This is a genomic window from Paenibacillus sepulcri (genome assembly GCF_042647105.1).
GTDB lineage: Bacteria > Bacillota > Bacilli > Paenibacillales > Paenibacillaceae > Paenibacillus_Z > Paenibacillus_Z sepulcri.
Genome location: NZ_JBHRUP010000001.1, coordinates 736,872 through 754,167, shown reverse-complemented (window position 1 = coordinate 754,167; position 17,296 = coordinate 736,872). Strand labels below are relative to the sequence as shown.

Annotated in this window: 14 protein-coding genes and 1 other annotated feature; of the genes, 12 read left to right on the top strand and 2 right to left on the bottom strand. The window is 53.4% G+C overall.

The features are described 5' to 3' along the window. Window positions 1-109: 109 nt before the first annotated feature. A complete protein-coding gene (locus ACFOLF_RS03325; protein WP_379113314.1) occupies window positions 110-1,657 on the bottom strand; it encodes a DHA2 family efflux MFS transporter permease subunit in 1,548 nt (515 codons plus the stop codon). Window positions 1,658-1,809: 152 nt separating this feature from the next. Between ACFOLF_RS03325 and ACFOLF_RS03320 the strand changes: the two genes are divergently transcribed. The 3 genes from ACFOLF_RS03320 (at window position 1,810) to ACFOLF_RS03310 (ending at window position 7,120) form a co-directional block, all read left to right on the top strand. Continuing rightward, window positions 1,810-2,715, top strand: coding sequence for a TetR/AcrR family transcriptional regulator (locus ACFOLF_RS03320; protein WP_210039830.1), 906 nt, complete (start codon window positions 1,810-1,812; stop codon window positions 2,713-2,715). Window positions 2,716-2,764: 49 nt separating this feature from the next. Beyond that, window positions 2,765-3,019, top strand: a binding site (T-box leader). 61 nt (window positions 3,020-3,080) lie between these two features. Continuing rightward, a complete protein-coding gene (ileS, locus tag ACFOLF_RS03315; RefSeq protein ID WP_210039831.1) occupies window positions 3,081-5,843 on the top strand; it encodes an isoleucine--tRNA ligase in 2,763 nt (920 codons plus the stop codon). Between the two features lie 398 nt (window positions 5,844-6,241). Continuing rightward, the gene (locus tag ACFOLF_RS03310) at window positions 6,242-7,120 is read left to right on the top strand and encodes a CAP domain-containing protein (protein WP_379113316.1); all 879 of its coding nucleotides are present in this window, start codon (window positions 6,242-6,244) and stop codon (window positions 7,118-7,120) included. 171 nt (window positions 7,121-7,291) lie between these two features. On the opposite strand, the gene ACFOLF_RS03305 is transcribed toward ACFOLF_RS03310, so the two are convergent. Then, window positions 7,292-8,080, bottom strand: a complete 789-nt coding sequence (locus tag ACFOLF_RS03305) for an SDR family NAD(P)-dependent oxidoreductase (protein WP_210039832.1) — start codon at window positions 8,078-8,080, stop codon at window positions 7,292-7,294. Between the two features lie 147 nt (window positions 8,081-8,227). Between ACFOLF_RS03305 and ACFOLF_RS03300 the strand changes: the two genes are divergently transcribed. The 9 genes from ACFOLF_RS03300 (at window position 8,228) to ACFOLF_RS03260 (ending at window position 17,295) form a co-directional block, all read left to right on the top strand. Further along, window positions 8,228-8,809, top strand: coding sequence for a TetR family transcriptional regulator (locus tag ACFOLF_RS03300; protein ID WP_210039833.1), 582 nt, complete (start codon window positions 8,228-8,230; stop codon window positions 8,807-8,809). A 610-nt stretch (window positions 8,810-9,419) separates the two neighbouring features. Further along, complete coding sequence (locus tag ACFOLF_RS03295; protein WP_210039834.1) at window positions 9,420-10,565, top strand: extracellular solute-binding protein; 1,146 nt, start codon at window positions 9,420-9,422, stop codon at window positions 10,563-10,565. Window positions 10,566-10,577: 12 nt separating this feature from the next. Continuing rightward, complete coding sequence (locus ACFOLF_RS03290) at window positions 10,578-11,735, top strand: CaiB/BaiF CoA transferase family protein (RefSeq protein ID WP_210039835.1); 1,158 nt, start codon at window positions 10,578-10,580, stop codon at window positions 11,733-11,735. Next, a complete protein-coding gene (locus ACFOLF_RS03285; protein ID WP_210039836.1) occupies window positions 11,732-12,193 on the top strand; it encodes a MaoC family dehydratase in 462 nt (153 codons plus the stop codon). The genes ACFOLF_RS03290 and ACFOLF_RS03285 overlap by 4 nt, the downstream gene beginning before the upstream one ends. Before the next feature lie 63 nt (window positions 12,194-12,256). After that, entirely contained in the window at window positions 12,257-13,372 is a 1,116-nt protein-coding gene (locus ACFOLF_RS03280) for a Gfo/Idh/MocA family protein (RefSeq protein ID WP_210039837.1), read from the top strand. 159 nt (window positions 13,373-13,531) lie between these two features. Then, window positions 13,532-14,206 carry a response regulator transcription factor gene (locus ACFOLF_RS03275; protein WP_210039838.1) on the top strand — a complete coding sequence of 225 codons (675 nt, stop codon included), beginning with the start codon at window positions 13,532-13,534 and terminating at the stop codon, window positions 14,204-14,206. Next, window positions 14,203-15,600 carry a sensor histidine kinase gene (locus ACFOLF_RS03270; RefSeq protein WP_379113318.1) on the top strand — a complete coding sequence of 466 codons (1,398 nt, stop codon included), beginning with the start codon at window positions 14,203-14,205 and terminating at the stop codon, window positions 15,598-15,600. The genes ACFOLF_RS03275 and ACFOLF_RS03270 overlap by 4 nt, the downstream gene beginning before the upstream one ends. A 70-nt stretch (window positions 15,601-15,670) precedes the next feature. Next, the gene (locus ACFOLF_RS03265; protein ID WP_210039839.1) at window positions 15,671-16,585 is read left to right on the top strand and encodes an ABC transporter ATP-binding protein; all 915 of its coding nucleotides are present in this window, start codon (window positions 15,671-15,673) and stop codon (window positions 16,583-16,585) included. Further along, a complete protein-coding gene (locus ACFOLF_RS03260) occupies window positions 16,582-17,295 on the top strand; it encodes an ABC transporter permease (protein ID WP_210039840.1) in 714 nt (237 codons plus the stop codon). The genes ACFOLF_RS03265 and ACFOLF_RS03260 overlap by 4 nt, the downstream gene beginning before the upstream one ends. Window position 17,296 lies beyond the last annotated feature (1 nt).

The window sequence follows — 17,296 nt, the reverse complement described above, 5'->3', positions numbered from 1 at the left end:
TAAAAGCGCCTGTGGCTGTGTACGAAAGCGGACGGCAAGTACAACAAAGAAAGGCCGTCGATTGCAATCGACGGCCTTTCTTATGAGTATTGATTCTTAATATATGAAATTAATGGCCCATCATCATGGCTGGATCCGGAGCATCTTCTTCCCGTTCATGATCCGCTTTAACCCGCGGTTTGCGGAGGATGATGCTTAATAATACGCCCGCAAGCGCGACGAAGGCTGTTACAAAGAAAGTATCGTCAAAGGCAGAAGTAGCGCTTATCAATGGATCCCCGCCTGCGCCGGCTTCCTTCATATGAACGGATATTTGGGAAGTTAAATATCCTGTCAAACCGGCAATCGCGAATGAAGTAACGACCTGCTGGCTGGCCGTTGTCAAAGGCGTTACCCGGCTTACAAGCCTGCGTGGAGCCGAGTTCAGCACATGCGTATTCAACGACATCATGGACAATCCCATGCCGGCGCCCATCATGGCAATTGGAATCATGACCAAAGCCATCTTGGTATCCACATTGACCTGGGAAAGAGTAAACAGAGCGACAGCTATGATCGTCAGACCGGTGAAGGCCAGTGGACGCGCGCCCAATTTATCGAACAGACGTCCGCCGATCGGCATGAAGATCATCGAGCAAATGGCCATAGGCAAGGTGGTCAATCCGCTCTCGAGTGCCGTGAAGCCTCTGACATTCTGCAGGTACAGCGGAATCATCAGGATCGCACCGAACAACGCCACTTGCGAAATCCATAGAATAATTACGCCGCGTGTGAAATCCGATGATCCGAATACACGCAGCTCCAGCAGCGGCTGCTTCTGGCGAAGCTCTACAATAATGAACAAAATCAAGGCGACGCCGCCTACGATCAGACCGGTCAAGGTCTTGGTGGAGCCCCAGTCCGTTCCACCTTCGCTCACGCCGTAAGCTAGCATGGAGAAGGCGATGGGAGCAAGGATCATCCCTAGAATATCAAGGGCAGGCGCTTTTTGACGTTCAACGTTAGGCAGATATTTGATTCCGACAAGCAGCGCGGCAATCCCGATTGGCAGGTTGATCAGGAAGATCCAGTGCCAGGATGCGAAGCCGATCAACCAACCCGACAGGATCGGCCCGATAGCGGGAGCAAGCAGCATCGGAATACCGAGCATGCCCATTACAGCTCCCCGTTTCTCGGTTGGAGCGAGCTTGAATATCATTGCCATGCCGATTGGGGACACCATACCGCCGCCAACCCCTTGAATGATGCGGAAAAGAACGAGCTGTTCCGGCGTTTGCGCCAATGCGCAAAGCACAGAACCGAGTGTGAACAGCGCGATGGTAATCAGGAAAATCCGCTTCGCGCCGAATTTATCCGTCATCCAGCCGGCCAGCGGGATGACCGCCGATAGTGCAAGGGTGTATCCAGTGATCGTCCACTGAATGGTTTTGAGCGAGCTGTTGAAGTATTCCTGCAAGTTAGGAACGGCGACATTGACGACTGTACTGTCCAGAATAACCATGATCATTCCAATAATAACGGCAAGAAGCGGCGCAATTATGGATTTGATTGAAAATTCCGGCTCTGACGCAGCAGTTGATGCATTTTGCGTGGACATGAGTTTGTTCCTCTCCATCTCTATATATTTGTCTCTTTCTCTATACCGTGCCTGACACAATATGCAGCATGTTCAAGCTCGCCTTGACGGGAGTTGAATAACCTCCTATTATTGACTTATGGTTTTTATAAAAAACCTATCGGTCACGGTAGGCTTAATTTTACCGATATTCTTGTGAAAGTCAAATCATTTTTTTGAAAAGAGGGAGTAAAGTGAGCCTTATCAAGGACAGAATTATTGAGTCCGCTGTTCGTCATTTCTCGGAAAAAGGATATCTGGCCACATCGATCCAGGATATTTCCGATGATTGTGGAATCGCCAAAGGTTCTTTATATAAATACTTTCAGTCCAAAGAAGATTTATTCAGGGAAGTTCATGTGAGCAGGATACAGAATCTGCGTGAGCAGCTTGAGACTATCCGAGAGCATTCGGAGCTTACCCCGCGCGAGGTTTTTATCCGGGAAACGGAAATTCAATTTGAGTTTTTTATGGTCAACCGGTTTATTATGCAGGAAATCAAAGAACTGACGAAGTCCGACGGGCAAATGACGACGTTCTTCCTGCAGTTGAAATCCAGCTTGCTTAACTTCCATAAGGAAGGTTTGATCAGGCTGGTGGGTGACGAAATCATTCCGAACATATGGGATCTGGTCGTTATGTATAACGGCATTGTGCGGGAATATATCTTCCTGCTGGTCTTCGAGGATAAACCGCTGATTATCAGAGATATCACCTCTTTCATTGTAGACCGCATTGAGGAAATGGCTGCGAGCATTCTGCAAAAGAAACCGCTTCCGGTATTAAGCGACTCGCTGATGAATGAATGCGTGAAATGCGGCATGGAAGGGATTGCGGTCTCTGCTGACGATCATCGGAACGCTCTGCTGGCGGTGCTGCTGACGACCGTGAAGGAGCTGTCCGTCACCAATGCAAAAAGAACGCAGCTGAAAGAGGCGGTTGAGGCGCTTCAGGATGAATTCAAACAGGAACGACCCAAACTGGTCGTGATGCAGGCGCTGCTCGTACTGCTGGAGCAGGAGCATGAGCTCAAATACTTTGTTTGGCAGCTGAACAGGCATCTGATCAGGTACAGGCATAAGCTGGACGGGATTGGTTGACTAAGGATCCGCTTATCCGCTATACTACTTCACAATAAGCAAAATGACGACCAAAGCGATGACAGGGACGAGTACAAGGCACAGGTTGCAGCCAGCGAGCCGGGGATTTGGTGAAAGCCCGGACTTCAACCGCCGTTGGAAAATCACCCTTGAGTATCTCTTGAACCTTATACAGGCTTAGAGAGTATCGGCAGATCCCGTTAACGATCACCAGAGCGAAGCATTGGCGCTGCCGGTATGTTCCTGACATGCCACAGGCGCCAGGCTTAATCAGGGTGGTACCGCGAGACTTCTCGTCCCTTTTTTCAGGGATGAGAGGTCTTTTTTATATTTATTTACCTAAACACCGACAAGGAGTGAGACGGATGGATTATGGAAAAACGTTAAACCTGCTGCAAACCGATTTTCCCATGCGCGGCAATCTGCCGCAGGCAGAGCCCAAGCTGCAGCAGCAGTGGGAAGAGCAGGATATCTATGCCCAGGTGCGCAGCAGCCGCAGGGGCAAGCCGAAATTTATTTTGCATGACGGACCGCCGTATGCCAATGGCAACATCCATATCGGCCATGCGATGAACAAGATTTTGAAGGATATTATTGTCCGCTTTAAGACGATGCATGGCTTCGATGCCCCTTTTGTTCCCGGCTGGGATACGCATGGGCTGCCTATCGAGCAGGCGATTGCCAACGGCGGCAAGGTGGACCGCAAGAAAATGACGGTCTCTGAGTTCCGTGATTATTGCAAAGAGTATGCCCTGGTGTGGGTGGAGAAGCAGAAGGTGCAGTTCAAGCGGCTGGGTATCCGGGGCGACTGGAACAACCCGTATATTACGCTTCAGCCGAAGTATGAGGCACAGCAAATCCGCGTGTTCGGCGGAATGGTGAACAAAGGCTACATCTATAAAGGCTTGAAGCCGGTTTACTGGTCCCCGTCCTCGGAGAGCGCGCTTGCGGAAGCGGAGATTGAATACCAGGATAAGACTTCAACCTCCGTATACGTTGCTTTTGACTTGAAGGACGGAAAGGGGAAGCTTCCACCGGACTCCTCAATCGTCATCTGGACGACAACCCCCTGGACGCTGCCTGCGAACCTTGGCATTTCCCTGAACCCGGACTTTGATTATGTTCTGGTTGAAACGGGCGGGAAGAAATTCGTGGTTGCCGGAGGGCTGCTGGAAGCAGTCTCGCGGGAAGTCGGCTGGAAGGATGTTAATACGCTCTCTTCCTTCAAGGGAAGCGAACTTGAAGGCGTTCTGTGCCAGCATCCTTTCTACGATCGAACTTCACTTGTGATGACTGGCGATCATGTCACGCTCGAGGCAGGAACAGGCTGCGTTCATACGGCTCCAGGACACGGGGAGGACGACTTTATGATCGGGCAGAGATATAATCTGGGCGTGCTCTGTCCGGTGGACGATCAGGGGCATTTCACCGCGGAAGCACCGGGATTCGAAGGCATGTTCTATGAGAAGGGCGGCAAACTGGTCACGCAGATGCTGGAGGAATCTGGCCATCTGCTGCATCAGAATACCATTACACATCCCTATCCGCATGATTGGCGAACGAAGAAGCCTGTGATCTTCCGGGCCACCGAGCAGTGGTTCGCTTCCGTGGACGGTTTCCGCCAGCAGATGCTGGATGAGATCAAGCGCGTGGCCTGGACCCCGGAATGGGGGGAAATCCGGCTGCATAATATGATTGCCGACCGCGGCGACTGGTGTATTTCCAGGCAGCGGGCATGGGGCGTTCCCATTCCGATTTTTTACTGCCGCAGCTGCAATGAGCCGCTTGTGAATGGAGAGACCATCGAGCATGTGGCGGGAATATTCGAGCAGGAAGGCTCCAACAGCTGGTTTCAGCGCAATGAGACGGAGCTGCTTCCGGCAGGTACCGCTTGCGCCAAATGCGGACATGATCAATTCCGCAAGGAAACGGACATTATGGATGTATGGTTTGATTCCGGCTCCAGCCATGTCGCTGTGCTGGATTCACGGGAGGATCTGCAGTGGCCGGCGGATCTTTATCTGGAGGGCTCCGATCAATACCGCGGCTGGTTTAACTCCTCTTTGATCACGGGAACCGCAGTGAAAGGGCAGGCTCCATACAAGGCCGTGCTCAGCCATGGCTTCACGCTGGACGGCGAGGGACGTAAAATGTCCAAATCGCTTGGCAATACCGTTGATCCCAATCAAGTGTGCGACAAGCTGGGTGCGGATATTCTCCGTCTGTGGGTTTCTTCTGCGGACTATCAGTCCGATGTCAGAATTTCGGATAACATTCTGGGCCAAACGACGGAGGTCTACCGGAAAATCCGCAATACTCTGCGGTTCCTGCTCGGCAATCTGTTCGATTATGATCCGTCCAGGCACCGGGTTCCTGTAGAGAGGCTGAGCGAGCTGGACCGTTTCGCGCTGCTGCGGCTGCACCGGACGATTGAGCGGGTGACGAAGGCATATGACGCCTATGAGTTTCACCTGGTTTACCAATCGGTCCATCATTTCTGTGCGGTCGATCTGAGTGCATTCTATCTGGATATCCTGAAAGACCGTCTTTATGCCGATGCGCCGGATGACGTCTCCAGGCGGGCAGCGCAAACTGTGCTGTATGAGGCTCTTACCGCCATCACGAAGCTGATTGCGCCAATCCTGCCCCATACGGCCGATGAGGCATGGACCTACATCCCGGGTACGGAGCTGCCGAGCGTACAGCTGGCCGACCTGCCCGCTGTGGATGCAGGCTTGTTCGATCAGGCGCTGGAGGCGAAGTGGGAGCGGTTCATCGGGCTGCGTGATGATGTACTCAAAGCATTGGAGGATGCGCGCAAAGCCAAAGTCATCGGCAATTCATTGAGCGCCGCCGTACATCTCTATCCGGGTGAAGAAGATTATGCGCGGCTTCAGGAATTCCAGCAGCTGGAGCAGCTTTTCATCGTATCAGCGGTACAGGTGCATCCGCCCGGCACTCCGGTTCCGGATGAGGCGCAGGCAAGCCAACAGCTTCCGGTGAAGGTGATTGTGGCCGAAGGGGAAAAATGCGAGCGCTGCTGGAATGTCACGCCTCTGGTTGGCCTGGATGCCGATCATCCCACCTTATGTCCGCGCTGTGCGGCTGTCATGAAGAAGCTGTCGTAAAAAACATATTCGTCCCAGTCTTGAGAGGTTGGCTTCACAGATAAATAATAAGCAAAAAACCGTCCCCATTGGAGGACGGTTTTTTTAATATTCATGATTAATTGGCGCTTGCCAACATTTTCTTCGCGTATTCCTCGATAAGCATAGAATTTCTTAGAAGCCAAAAGCCCTTTTCCGCCTACGCCAGCTACTTCTGAATTGCTTGCATTCCCCTGCTGCTCATTGAGAAATCGACATCGTCCTATAGACAGCATTCTGTCAAGCTTGGCGATGATGATGGGTCTTTTGAGGCATTGGAAAAGGATTATTGAGGGAGGGACGACGAGGAATAATTAGCACATCCGCAGTGAACCTTAAACTTGTTAACATCTCATTAAACGAACCAGGGAGGTTGGAAAGTGATCAAGTTTATCGTATTTGCCGTGTTATTGCTGGTAACGGGCTGTACAGCCAACAACAATGTGGCCCATAAGCAATCGGTTCCCAAGCAGACACGAATTCTAACTCATACGCATACTGCTGCTCCGGCAACTACCGTAACAAAGGCATCATCAACAGCTACATCAGTGGGGTCCAGTGCAAATCAACCGTCTGTCACCGCCAAGGAAGCGCCAAATGGAATTGCTTCCGATTTATTGGATCTGATTGGGACTCCGGCTGGAAACCCGGCTAATCAGGCACCTGCAGGAAACGCAAGGGAACAGATGCCTACAGGGAATCCAAACGGCGTACCGGCAGGGAATCCGGCCAACCAGATGCCGACAGGCAATACTGGAACCCAGACTCCGACCGGAAATACAGGTGAGCAAACACCAACGGGGAACCCGGCAGATCAGACGGGCACAGAAAGCCCGGGAAATCAAGTGCCGACCGGACCGGCAGGACAGGCGCCCGAAAGCAAAACGGATTCATCGCAATTCGCACAGCAGGTTCTGGAGCTGGTCAATCAGGAAAGATCCAAAGCAGGATTGGGTTCACTGAGTATGAGCAGCGAATTGTCGAATATGGCCATGGTCAAAGCACAGGATATGTACAATAACCATTACTTTGATCATAATTCACCTACGCATGGATCCCCATTCGATATGATGAAGGAGTTCGGGATCACGTATAATTCAGCAGGCGAAAATATCGCAAATGGTCAGACCACCCCGACCCAGGTTATGAAGGATTGGATGAACAGTCCGGGGCATAAAGCCAACATACTGAATAAGAGCTATACCCAAATCGGCATCGCCTTTTATAACAATGAATGGGTCCAGGAGTTTACCGGATAATCAGTCGCTGCCTCCAACATCAAACAGCACTCCACGCATGGATGTGGAGTGCTGTTTGATGTTAAGGAGAGAATAGGTCATGAAGCCACAATGAGTTGCCCTGGCGGAATTTCCACTGAGGTATTCTTCCACTGAAAGTATAGAAGGAGAGCCGTTCCTGTGTTCTTGGGCTTAGATCGACATGCCGCCCGAGACCTCGATGCGCTGTGCGTTGATCCAGCTGTTCTCATCGGAAAGAAGCGAGGCGATCATCGGCCCGATGTCATCGGGTTGTCCAACCCGGCCGAGCGCTGTCATCTCCGCGACGCGTTTGTTCAGGTCGGGATTATCGCGGACCATGCCGCCGCTGAAATCGGTCGCGATGGCTCCGGGGGCGACCGTATTGACCGCGATCCCGCGTGCGCCAAGCTCTTTTGCCTGATACTTGGTCAGAATCTCGATTGCGCCCTTCATGGATGCGTAGGCGCCGCTCCCCGGCGTGACGATGCGGGTCAGGCCTGTCGAGATGTTCACGATACGCCCGCCATCGTTGATAAGCGGAAGGAGCTTTTGCGTCAGGAAGAATACGCCCTTGAAGTGGATGTCATATAGACTGTCCAGCTCTTCCTCGGTCGTTTGGTCGAATGTGTTGTGGTGAGAGGTACCGGCGTTGTTGACGAGGTAGTCGAAGCGCTCTGCACCCAGCTCTGTGAGCGCCTCGCGCACACTCTCTGCAAATGGATCGAAGGAGCTGACATTGCCGGTGTCGAGCTGCAGGGCGATGGCCTTTTGCCCCGTCTCGCGAACCAGGCCGACGACCTTCCCGGCTTCAGCCTGATTGGAATGGTAGGTGAAGATCGAATCGACGCCACACTTGGCGAGGCTCAGCACGGTGCTGCGGCCCAGGCCGCGGCTTCCGCCTGTGACGATGGCTATCTTGGCGCTTGAATGGGTTGCTTTCCCGGAAGTTTGCTGTGTCATTACGCATTCCTTCTTTCTGTAAGATGCCAGTTCATTGATAATTGACTAACTGGTTAGATATAATATAAACCTAACTGACCGGTTTGTCAAATCATTATGGTCATGATATATTTGTAGCCAAAATGCAAGAAACAAGGAGGAACAGTCATGCGAAACGCCGAAGCGACCAGAGAACGGATACTGGAGGCTGCTATGGCGGAGTTCTCCGCCTATGGCATTGCAGGGGCGCGGGTCGACCGCATCGCCAAGAACGCCGGGTGCAACAAGAATATGATCTATATCTACTTTGAAAATAAGGAAACGCTCTTCACCACAATCCTTCAGAAGCACCTCGCGCGTGTCTACGAGGAGCTAACCTTCACGCCTGACGATCTCGCCGGTTACGCGGCGCGCGTGTTCGATTTCACGATGAAGCAGCCCGATTTGATGCGGCTGATGGCATGGTTCAGCCTGGAACAGAAGGCGGATAGCCCTGCCGTACGCGTGGCCGTTCACGACGCCAAAGTTGCGGCATTGCTGAAGGCGCAAAGCGCCGGTCAGGTAGGAACGACTTTTCCCCCGGGCTTCCTGCTGACCGCCATCATGACGCTCGCCACAGCCTGGACGCCGGCGAACCCCTTTGGCCCATCGCTTGATCCGGATGCCGCGAAGGACCCGGCTACGCTGCGAAATGCGATCGCCGAGGCGGTCAGGCTAATCGCTCAAGGTAATGAGGAAACACGCAGCTGACAACCAAGGCGATCCGAGGCTATTCTTGACAAGCAAGCTTGCCATCGAGATGTTCGCCCGGTCAAGCATTCCACAGTCGGAATCTTCAGTGAAAGCGGTGGATAGCGCTGCATCGTCCTGATAACTTATATAGGCCGCAGTGCGTATTTCATCCTAAACCCTATTATTTCTCGAAACCGTTTAAACTAGTCGTCGGCGATTGCTTCAAACGTTTTGCAGGCGCACCCAAAGCTCAAGCGGCGAAGCAAGGAGCTGCCTTAAGTGCTCTCACAAGTTGGAAAGCCCCGATTTCCACAAAAAAGAACTTCCAATTCCGCGTTTAAACAGGGAAAGAGGTTTTTTTAGTTTGCATGAATGCAAGTGCGAACAGCGCGCTCCAAGAGATAAAGTGAATCTGTCCCCGCCGGGGCCCCTGAAATTTTCACGCATCCGCATAAAAATCAATTGTCATTTCCCGCCGCTTTTGTTAATCTGGTATTGTGGTACTACCGCAAGTTTATTATTGTCAGCTATTGAACTTCATTTATGAAAATCGGTTATGTCTCATTTTATTTAAGAAGTTATTCATATTATTGGTACTACCATAATACCAAAAAGGGAGAGCAAACAATTGAGTATTCTGCTAAAAGGAATGACATGGAACCATACCCGCGGTTACCTGCCTATGGTTGCAACCAGCCAGCGCTATTCGGAGCTCCACCCGGAGGTTCAGATCCAATGGGAAAAGAGATCCCTGCAGCAGTTTGCCGATATGCCCCTGCAGCAGCTGGTGGACGCTTATGATCTCTTGGTCATCGATCATCCCTGGGCCGGCTATGCAGCGGAGCAGGGGGTGCTTCTTCCGCTCAATCTGACCCTGTCGGCTGCTTATATGCAGGATCAGGCGGAAGGCACGGTCGGCGCTTCGCATGCCAGCTATCAGTTCCATGACCGGCAGACTGCTTTGGCCATTGATGCGGCAACCCCGGTAGCGTCCTGGCGGCCGGATCTGCTCGCGGCATCGGATATCGGCGTACCTGAAACCTGGGAGGATGTGCTTGCGCTTGCCGGGACCGGGAAGGTTGCTTTTCCCGCTATCGCCATTGACAGCCTGATGAATTTTTATATGTTCTGCCTGGCACTGGGGGAGACTCCTTTTCTGAATAAGGAATACATTGTGAGCCGGGAGACCGGAATTTTGGCGCTGGATAAGCTGCGGGAGCTTGCAGCGCTTTGCAGCGGGGAAATCTTTGGGCGAAATCCGATTGCAACTTACGAAGCCATGGCAGCGGACGGGACCGAATTGGCCTATTGCCCGTTTGCCTATGGGTATTCCAATTATTCGCGCCGAGGCTATGCGGCCAATCTGCTGGAGTTCGGGGATCTGGCCGAATACGAGGGGAAGCGGCTGCAGTCGACGCTCGGCGGGACCGGACTTGCCGTGTCCAGCAGCACCAGACATAAGGAGCATGCGCTGGCTTACGCGGCTTTTGCGGCAGATCCGCTGACGCAGCGTACGCTGTTTACCGAGAGCGGCGGGCAGCCCGGGCACCGCTCAGCATGGCTGGATGAGGACAACAACAAGCGTTGCCTGAATTATTTTGGACAGACGCTTCCGGCTCTTGACCGGGCATTCGTGCGTCCGCGTTATAACGGCTATCTGGCGTTTCAGGATCATGCCGGCGACGATGTCCGGGATTATATGATGAATGGCGGCAATGCGGCTGCGATATTGGAGAAGATGAACGGGCTGTACCGGGATTCGCAAAAAGGATAGGGGGCACTCATTATGTTTAAACCGCTTGAAGGCTTGCTGGTGCTCGATTTCAGCCAATTTTTATCCGGTCCGTCGGCCGCGCTGCGTTTTGCCGATCTGGGCGCGAGGGTGATCAAGGTGGAACGCCCCGATGGCGGGGATTTGTGCAGACGGCTGTATATCTCCAATCTGGAGCTGGACGGGGACAGCACGCTGTTTCATTCCATTAACCGCAATAAAGAGAGCGTGTCCGCGAATTTGAAGGATCCGGAAGATCTAAAATTCGTCCGTTCCTTGATTGAGAAGGCGGATGTGATGATTCAGAATTTCCGTCCGGGCGTGATGGAGAAGATTGGCCTCTCCTATGAGACGGTCAGGGAGTGGAACCCGCGTTTGGTCTATGGCGTGGTTACGGGTTATGGCCGGAGCGGCCCCTGGGTGAACAAGCCGGGTCAGGATCTGCTCGTTCAATCGCTGTCGGGACTGGCTTGGCTCAACGGCGATGCCGATCAGCCTCCTGTCCCGTTCGGTCTGGCGGTTGCCGATATGATGGCTGGCGGACATCTTGTCCAAGGGATATTGGCCTGTCTGGTACGGCGGGGCATAACGGGCCATGGCGGACTGGTGGAGGTCAGCCTGCTGGAATCGACGCTTGATTTTCAATTCGAGGTGCTGACGACGCATTTGAACGATGGGGGCAAAGCCCCGCAGCGCAGCGCGGTGAACAATGCCCATGCGTATCTGGGCGCGCCTTATGGCATCTACAAGACAAAAGACGGCTATATTTCGCTTGCCATGGGCTCTATCATCACACTTGGCAGTCTGCTGGATTGCCAGCCGCTGGCGGAATACTCCGATCCTGCGACCTGGTTTACATCAAGAGATGAAATCAAGGCGCATCTGAGGGAGCATCTGCTGAAGGAAAGCACCCCATATTGGCTGGGCAGGCTGGAGCCGGCCGATTATTGGTGCTCCGATGTGCTGACCTGGGAACGGCTGCTTGAGCATGAAGCCTTCAAGGAGCTTCAGATGACGCAGCAAGTCCGCAGGGACAACGGGGCAGAGCTGGTCACGACACGCTGTCCCATCCGCATCGACGGCCAAATCTACCAATCTGATGTAGGTTCTCCCAGAATCGGCCAGCATAATGATAAAATCAAACGGGAATTTGGAGGCGTGGGCATACAATGATAAACTCTGTGTATTATGAGCAGTATGAGCTGGGCGCCGAGCGGCATACCGGCGGACGGACGATTACGGAGACGGATATTATTATGCATGCAGGCCAAACCGGGGATTTCTATCCGCATCATATGGATGCGGAGTGGTGCAAGACCCAGCCCTTCGGGCAGCGCATGGCCCATGGCACTCTGATATTCAGCGTAGCAGTCGGGATGACCGCAGGGGTCATCAATCCCGAGGCTTTCTCGTACGGCTATGAGCGGATGCGCTTTATCAAGCCGGTGTTTATCGGAGATACCATCCGGGTGAAGGTAACCATCAAGGAGAAGCGGGATCACCCCAAACGGACCGCCGAAGGGATTGTCAGCGAGCTGTGCGAGGTCCTGAACCAGCGGGATGAGGTTGTGCTGGTCTGCGAGCATCTGCTTCTTGTCAGGAAGAACGGGGAAGCGGTGCAGCCTGTTTAAAAGATCCAGAGAATTATTCCCTATCCATAACAGCAGATCCAGCAGAGGAAGGAGCGCGCATTCATGAGCAAGCATCCATCGCCGGATGGAATAGAGCTGAATTACAAGCCGAAGCTGCCGCGCAATAAGGACTACGGAATCGGTATCGTCGGTGCCGGGGACATCGTATTGAATGCCCATCTTCCGGCATATCGGCTGGCTGGCTTCCGTGTGGCGGGAATCTATGATATTAATCGCAGCAGGGCCGTAGAAGCTGCGCAGCGGTATGGCATCGGCAAAGTCTACGACAGTCTGGAGCAGCTTCTCAAGGACCCGGATATCGATGTGGTGGACATCGCCGTTCCCGCCAAATATCAATGGGATGTGGTCCTGGCCGCCGCTGCCAGCGGCAAGCATCTGCTCTGTCAGAAGCCGCTGGCGGAATCCTACCAAATCGCTTCGCAAATTGTGGAGCTGTGCGGCAGGTCAGGGGTTAAAGCCGCCTCCAACCAGCAAATGCGCTGGGCGCCGGGTATCCGCGCTTGCAGGGATTTGACCGGTCGCGGATTGATCGGAGCTCCGCTGCAGGCGACAATACAGGTGAATGTCCATACGCCATGGGAGATTTGGCCATGGATAGCCGGGATTGAAACGCTGGAGATTATGTATCACAGCATTCATTATCTGGATTCGATCCGCAGCGTAATGGGCATGATTCCGGAATATATTTATGCCGATGGAGCCAGATACCCCGGACAAGGGGTCACAGGTGAGACACGGACGATGATTCATATCAAATTCCCCGGCGACGCCCGCGGGCTTATCCACGATAATCATAATAATGGCATGCCTCAGGACGACTGGTATGCGACGTTCCGGTTCGAAGGGACGGAGGGAATCGTCAAGGGGACGAACGGGGCGCTTTATAATTATCCCAACGGCCAGGGCGATACGATAGGCTATTACAGCAAGCTTCTTGAACCAGGCCGTTTGTATGCGCCGAAGCTTGAAGGTCTATGGTTCCCGCATGCTTTCATTGGAACGATGGGGGAATTGCTCTGCGCCATCGAGGAAGAACGCGAGCCGGAGAACAGCGTCAGGGATAATCTGGTCACGATGCAAATGATGTTTGCGGCGTACCGCTCCATGGCGGAGAATCGTCCGGTCTATCTGCAGGAAATAGCCGCTTCCGTCTCATAACGAATAACAATGGCAGTCCAGCGCATGAATTCATGCCGGGCTGCTATTTCTTTTGCCTGAAATCATAGAATCCATCCGGCATGATGGCCGGTTGGTCTCACATGTTATATTATAATGGAAATGGTTTCTGGCAGGTTCAGACGAAAGGATAGAATAAATATGAAAGCAGTAATTCTATATATCGAAGATGATCGGGAGATTGGCAGCTGGACGAGCCGGCATTTGCAGGAATGCGGCTATGCCGTGAAGTGGCTGCAGAGCGGAGATAAAGCGCTGGAGGAGGCGCCGGGCTGCGGGCTTGTCATTCTCGATGTCATGCTGCCCGGACTGGACGGCTTCACCGTCGGACAGCGGCTTAAGAAAGCGGAGCCGGGCATTCCCATCCTCATGCTGTCGGCCCGGACCGCGATAGACGACAAGCTTGCTGGCCTGCAGTTCGCCGATGATTATTTGACCAAGCCGTTTCATCCCGATGAATTGCTGGCGCGGATTGAAGTGCTGCTCCGGCGCTCCGGCGCTCATCCTGTGGAACCTGTGGCGATCAAGCATCTGCTAGTCTACGAGAAGGAGAAAAGGATCGAGAACACCGAGACCGGAGAGGAGATTTTGCTGACTGGCAAGCAGTTTCAGATCTTCTCCTACCTGCTGCGCCATCTCGGGCAAATTATGACCAAGGAACAAATCTATGAAGCCGTGTGGGGGGAACCGTATTTCGATGGGGACAAAACGCTCATGGTTCACATTCGTTATTTGCGCGAGCGCATTGAACGCGATCCGGCCGCTCCCGAAGTGATCGAAACGCTGCGCGGTATCGGCTACCGGGTGAGGCTGTGAGGAACAAGCGCAGCGGCGCCGGGTTTCGCCGGTCTCTAATGTCCCGTTATTTGTTGATTGTTCTGCTCGCCTTATTGTTTATTCCAGTGATGTTCGCGCTGGCTTCCCTTGCCCTGGTGATCTCGGCTCCGGTAACCCGCAGCCTCGATACGAATACGTCTCAATACGGAAGCGCAGCCGATCTGGAATCAGCCTGGCATCAAGAGGCAGCCATGCTGGCCAATCAGAGCGCCGATCAAATCAATCGGCGCCTGAAGGAGTTAAAGGGGAAGTATCCGGATGCATCCTTGTTCTGGGTGGACGTCGACGGCGGCACCCGGCTTCAGCTGCCGCAGCAGGCGGGGCTTCCCCTGCATTGGACAGCGTCTTCCGCTATCCGGTTCATGAAGGAAAGCGTTAACCGGGATCCGTTTACCGTAATAGCTCTTCTCGGCAAGGATGACAGCGCAAAAGCGTTCATGGTGCTGCAAATACAAAGATCCCTGCTGCGGCATACGGCTCCTTTAGGGTATAGCACAACCTATTTGATCGGATTTATGGTGCTGATGTTCGTCCTGTTTATCCTGCTGTCCTGGCTGTTCTTCAGACAGATCCGCGTGCGTCTGCTCGGCATGCAATCCGCTATGGCGCTGCCGGCGGACAATAGTCTTCCGCTTCCCATTGTGCAGCATAAGGAGGATGAGATCGGCCAGCTTGAGGGCGCTTTTAACGAAATGGTGGTCCAGCTGAGGGCCAGCCGCCAACGGGAGAGGGAAGAAGAGGAGCTGCGCAAGCGGCTGATCTCCAATCTGTCCCATGACCTGAGAACGCCGCTCACGATTATAAGCAGCCAAATCTATTCGCTCCGCAGAGATGTGCCCGGTCAGTCCGCTCAGAAGGCATTGAGCCAAATTGAAGGCAAAATAGGCGATATGGGCAGTCAGATCGAGAATCTGCTGTCCTACACGCTAATGGCGAGCGGCCGGTATACGCTGCAAACTGAGCGGCAGGATGTGCTGCGGCTTGTTCGGGAAAGCGCGGCTGCCTGGTATCCCCACTGGGAGAAAGAGGGAATTGATGCTGATGTTCAGCTGCCGGAGCAGCCCCTGATCTGGAATGTGGACAAGGAAGCTTTCAGACGGGTATTGGACAATCTGTTCCAAAATGTCGCCAGACATGCGGGCGGTGGAGCCTATATCGGGATTTATACGGAGGAGCATGAAGGGACGCTCGCCCTTGTCATTGCCGACCGGGGTGAGGGAATGGATACGGATTCCCCCGGCAAAGGGGCGGGTATCGGCCTTGCCATTGTCGATTATCTGCTCCGGGAGATGGGGCTTTGCCGCCAGACGGCCGGTTCTATGGAAGGCACGCGTGTATATATTTATCCCCGCGCAATGGATTCTAATTTTTAAACCAAATTTAATCTAAGGGGATCCTTTGTTTTAAACTTCATGCGCTATCATCGTTTAAGAGGTGAAAGACATGAATCAATGGGTGATCCAAACAAATGGACTATGCAAGAAATACCGCGGACGCTACGCGGTGTCGAACCTGAATTTGAAGATTGGCCGAGGGGAAATCTACGGCTTTCTCGGGCCCAACGGGGCAGGCAAAACGACCGCGATCAAAATGATGCTGGGACTAATCAAACCCTCGAAAGGCTCGGTCAATTTGTTCGGTCTGGAGCTGCGGAAAGAGCGGCTCCGCATTCTGCGGAAGGTGGGATCGCTTGTTGAATATCCCTCCTATTACGGGCATCTGAGCGCTGTTCAGAATTTGGAGGCGGTGCGGCGCATATTGGATATTCCGGGACCCAAAATAGCCGAGGTGCTGGAAACTGTCGGTTTGACGAAGGAGTCGGCCCGTCCGGTCAAGGGATTTTCGCTCGGGATGAAGCAGCGCCTGGGAATCGCAAGCGCACTGCTTGGCAGCCCGGAGCTGCTCATTCTGGACGAGCCTACGAATGGACTGGACCCTTCCGGGATACTGGAAATCCGCGAATTGATCAAAAGCATGCCGAAGCAGCATGGGATTACCGTCCTGGTCTCCAGCCATATGCTGAGCGAGGTGGAGCAGATGGTCAATACTGTCGGAATAATCCGGCAGGGTGAACTGGTTTTCCAGGACACGATCGGGAATTTGCGGCAGCAGGCGAAGGGCGCGATTACGCTGGTGGTGTCGGAGCCGGACAAGGCGCTGGTGGCCATGCATGAGCAGGGCGTGCGCGCCAGACTCACGGATAGCGGAATCGTCATGGAGCAGGCAAGCGACGATACGGTTGCAGTGATGGTCAGATGCCTGGTGGAGCGGGAGCATGACGTATATCGTGTGGAGGAAAGAAAGAAATCGCTTGAAGATCTCTTCCTGCAAATTGTGGGGGAGGTTCGAACATTATGATAGCCAAAGCGTTCTCGGCCGACCTGTTGAAAATACGCGGCAAAGGGATCTGGCTGCTCGCTATTGTAGGACCGGCAGGGCTGATCGCCATGCAGGCGGTTAATTTTGGCCTTCGTTATGATTACCTTACCAAGCAGCATGCGGATGATCTCTGGGGCGGACTGCTGAATAATATTCTGGCCTTTGTGCCGGTTTCTCTGTTCATGGGTATTACGCTCATCTGCTCGCTTACCGCGAATATCGAGCATGGCATGAGCTCGTGGAAGCAGCTGCTGGCCCTGCCGATATCAAGAACGGCGGTATTCGCCGCCAAATTCGCCGTCGTGCTCCTTGTACTCAGCTTGTCCTGCGCGCTGTTGGCAATTGGAACGCTCATTCTTGGCGTTCTGCTGGGGTTCGGTTACGATTTTCCGGTTGGCGCTCTGTTAAAGCTGTGTTTCTTCCCGTTTATCGCCTCATTCCCGGCACTGGCGCTTTTTCTGTGGATGACCTTAACCTTCCGGAATCAGGCTTTGCCGGTTTCCATCGGGTTATTGATGGCGGTGGCTTCATTATTCTCCATGTATTTTACGGAATGGGCGCCCATCAGCTGGCCGCTTCTGGGGTATACGGGACCTCACCGGCTGCTGTTTGTCGGTGCGGGACTGGCGCTTGGATTTGTTCTTTTGTTTGCGGGCAGTCTCCATTTCGAGAGAAAGGATGTGGAGTAAG

Excerpts from the sequence above, each read along its gene's own strand:
- ileS (WP_210039831.1), top strand. The coding sequence starts at position 3,081 with ATGGATTATGGAAAAACGTTAAACCTGCTGCAAACCGATTTTCCCATG.
- ACFOLF_RS03305 (WP_210039832.1), bottom strand. The coding sequence starts at position 8,080 with ATGACACAGCAAACTTCCGGGAAAGCAACCCATTCAAGCGCCAAGATA.
- ACFOLF_RS03300 (WP_210039833.1), top strand. The coding sequence starts at position 8,228 with ATGCGAAACGCCGAAGCGACCAGAGAACGGATACTGGAGGCTGCTATG.
- ACFOLF_RS03290 (WP_210039835.1), top strand. The coding sequence starts at position 10,578 with ATGTTTAAACCGCTTGAAGGCTTGCTGGTGCTCGATTTCAGCCAATTT.
- ACFOLF_RS03285 (WP_210039836.1), top strand. The coding sequence starts at position 11,732 with ATGATAAACTCTGTGTATTATGAGCAGTATGAGCTGGGCGCCGAGCGG.
- ACFOLF_RS03280 (WP_210039837.1), top strand. The coding sequence starts at position 12,257 with ATGAGCAAGCATCCATCGCCGGATGGAATAGAGCTGAATTACAAGCCG.
- ACFOLF_RS03275 (WP_210039838.1), top strand. The coding sequence starts at position 13,532 with ATGAAAGCAGTAATTCTATATATCGAAGATGATCGGGAGATTGGCAGC.
- ACFOLF_RS03265 (WP_210039839.1), top strand. The coding sequence starts at position 15,671 with ATGAATCAATGGGTGATCCAAACAAATGGACTATGCAAGAAATACCGC.
- ACFOLF_RS03260 (WP_210039840.1), top strand. The coding sequence starts at position 16,582 with ATGATAGCCAAAGCGTTCTCGGCCGACCTGTTGAAAATACGCGGCAAA.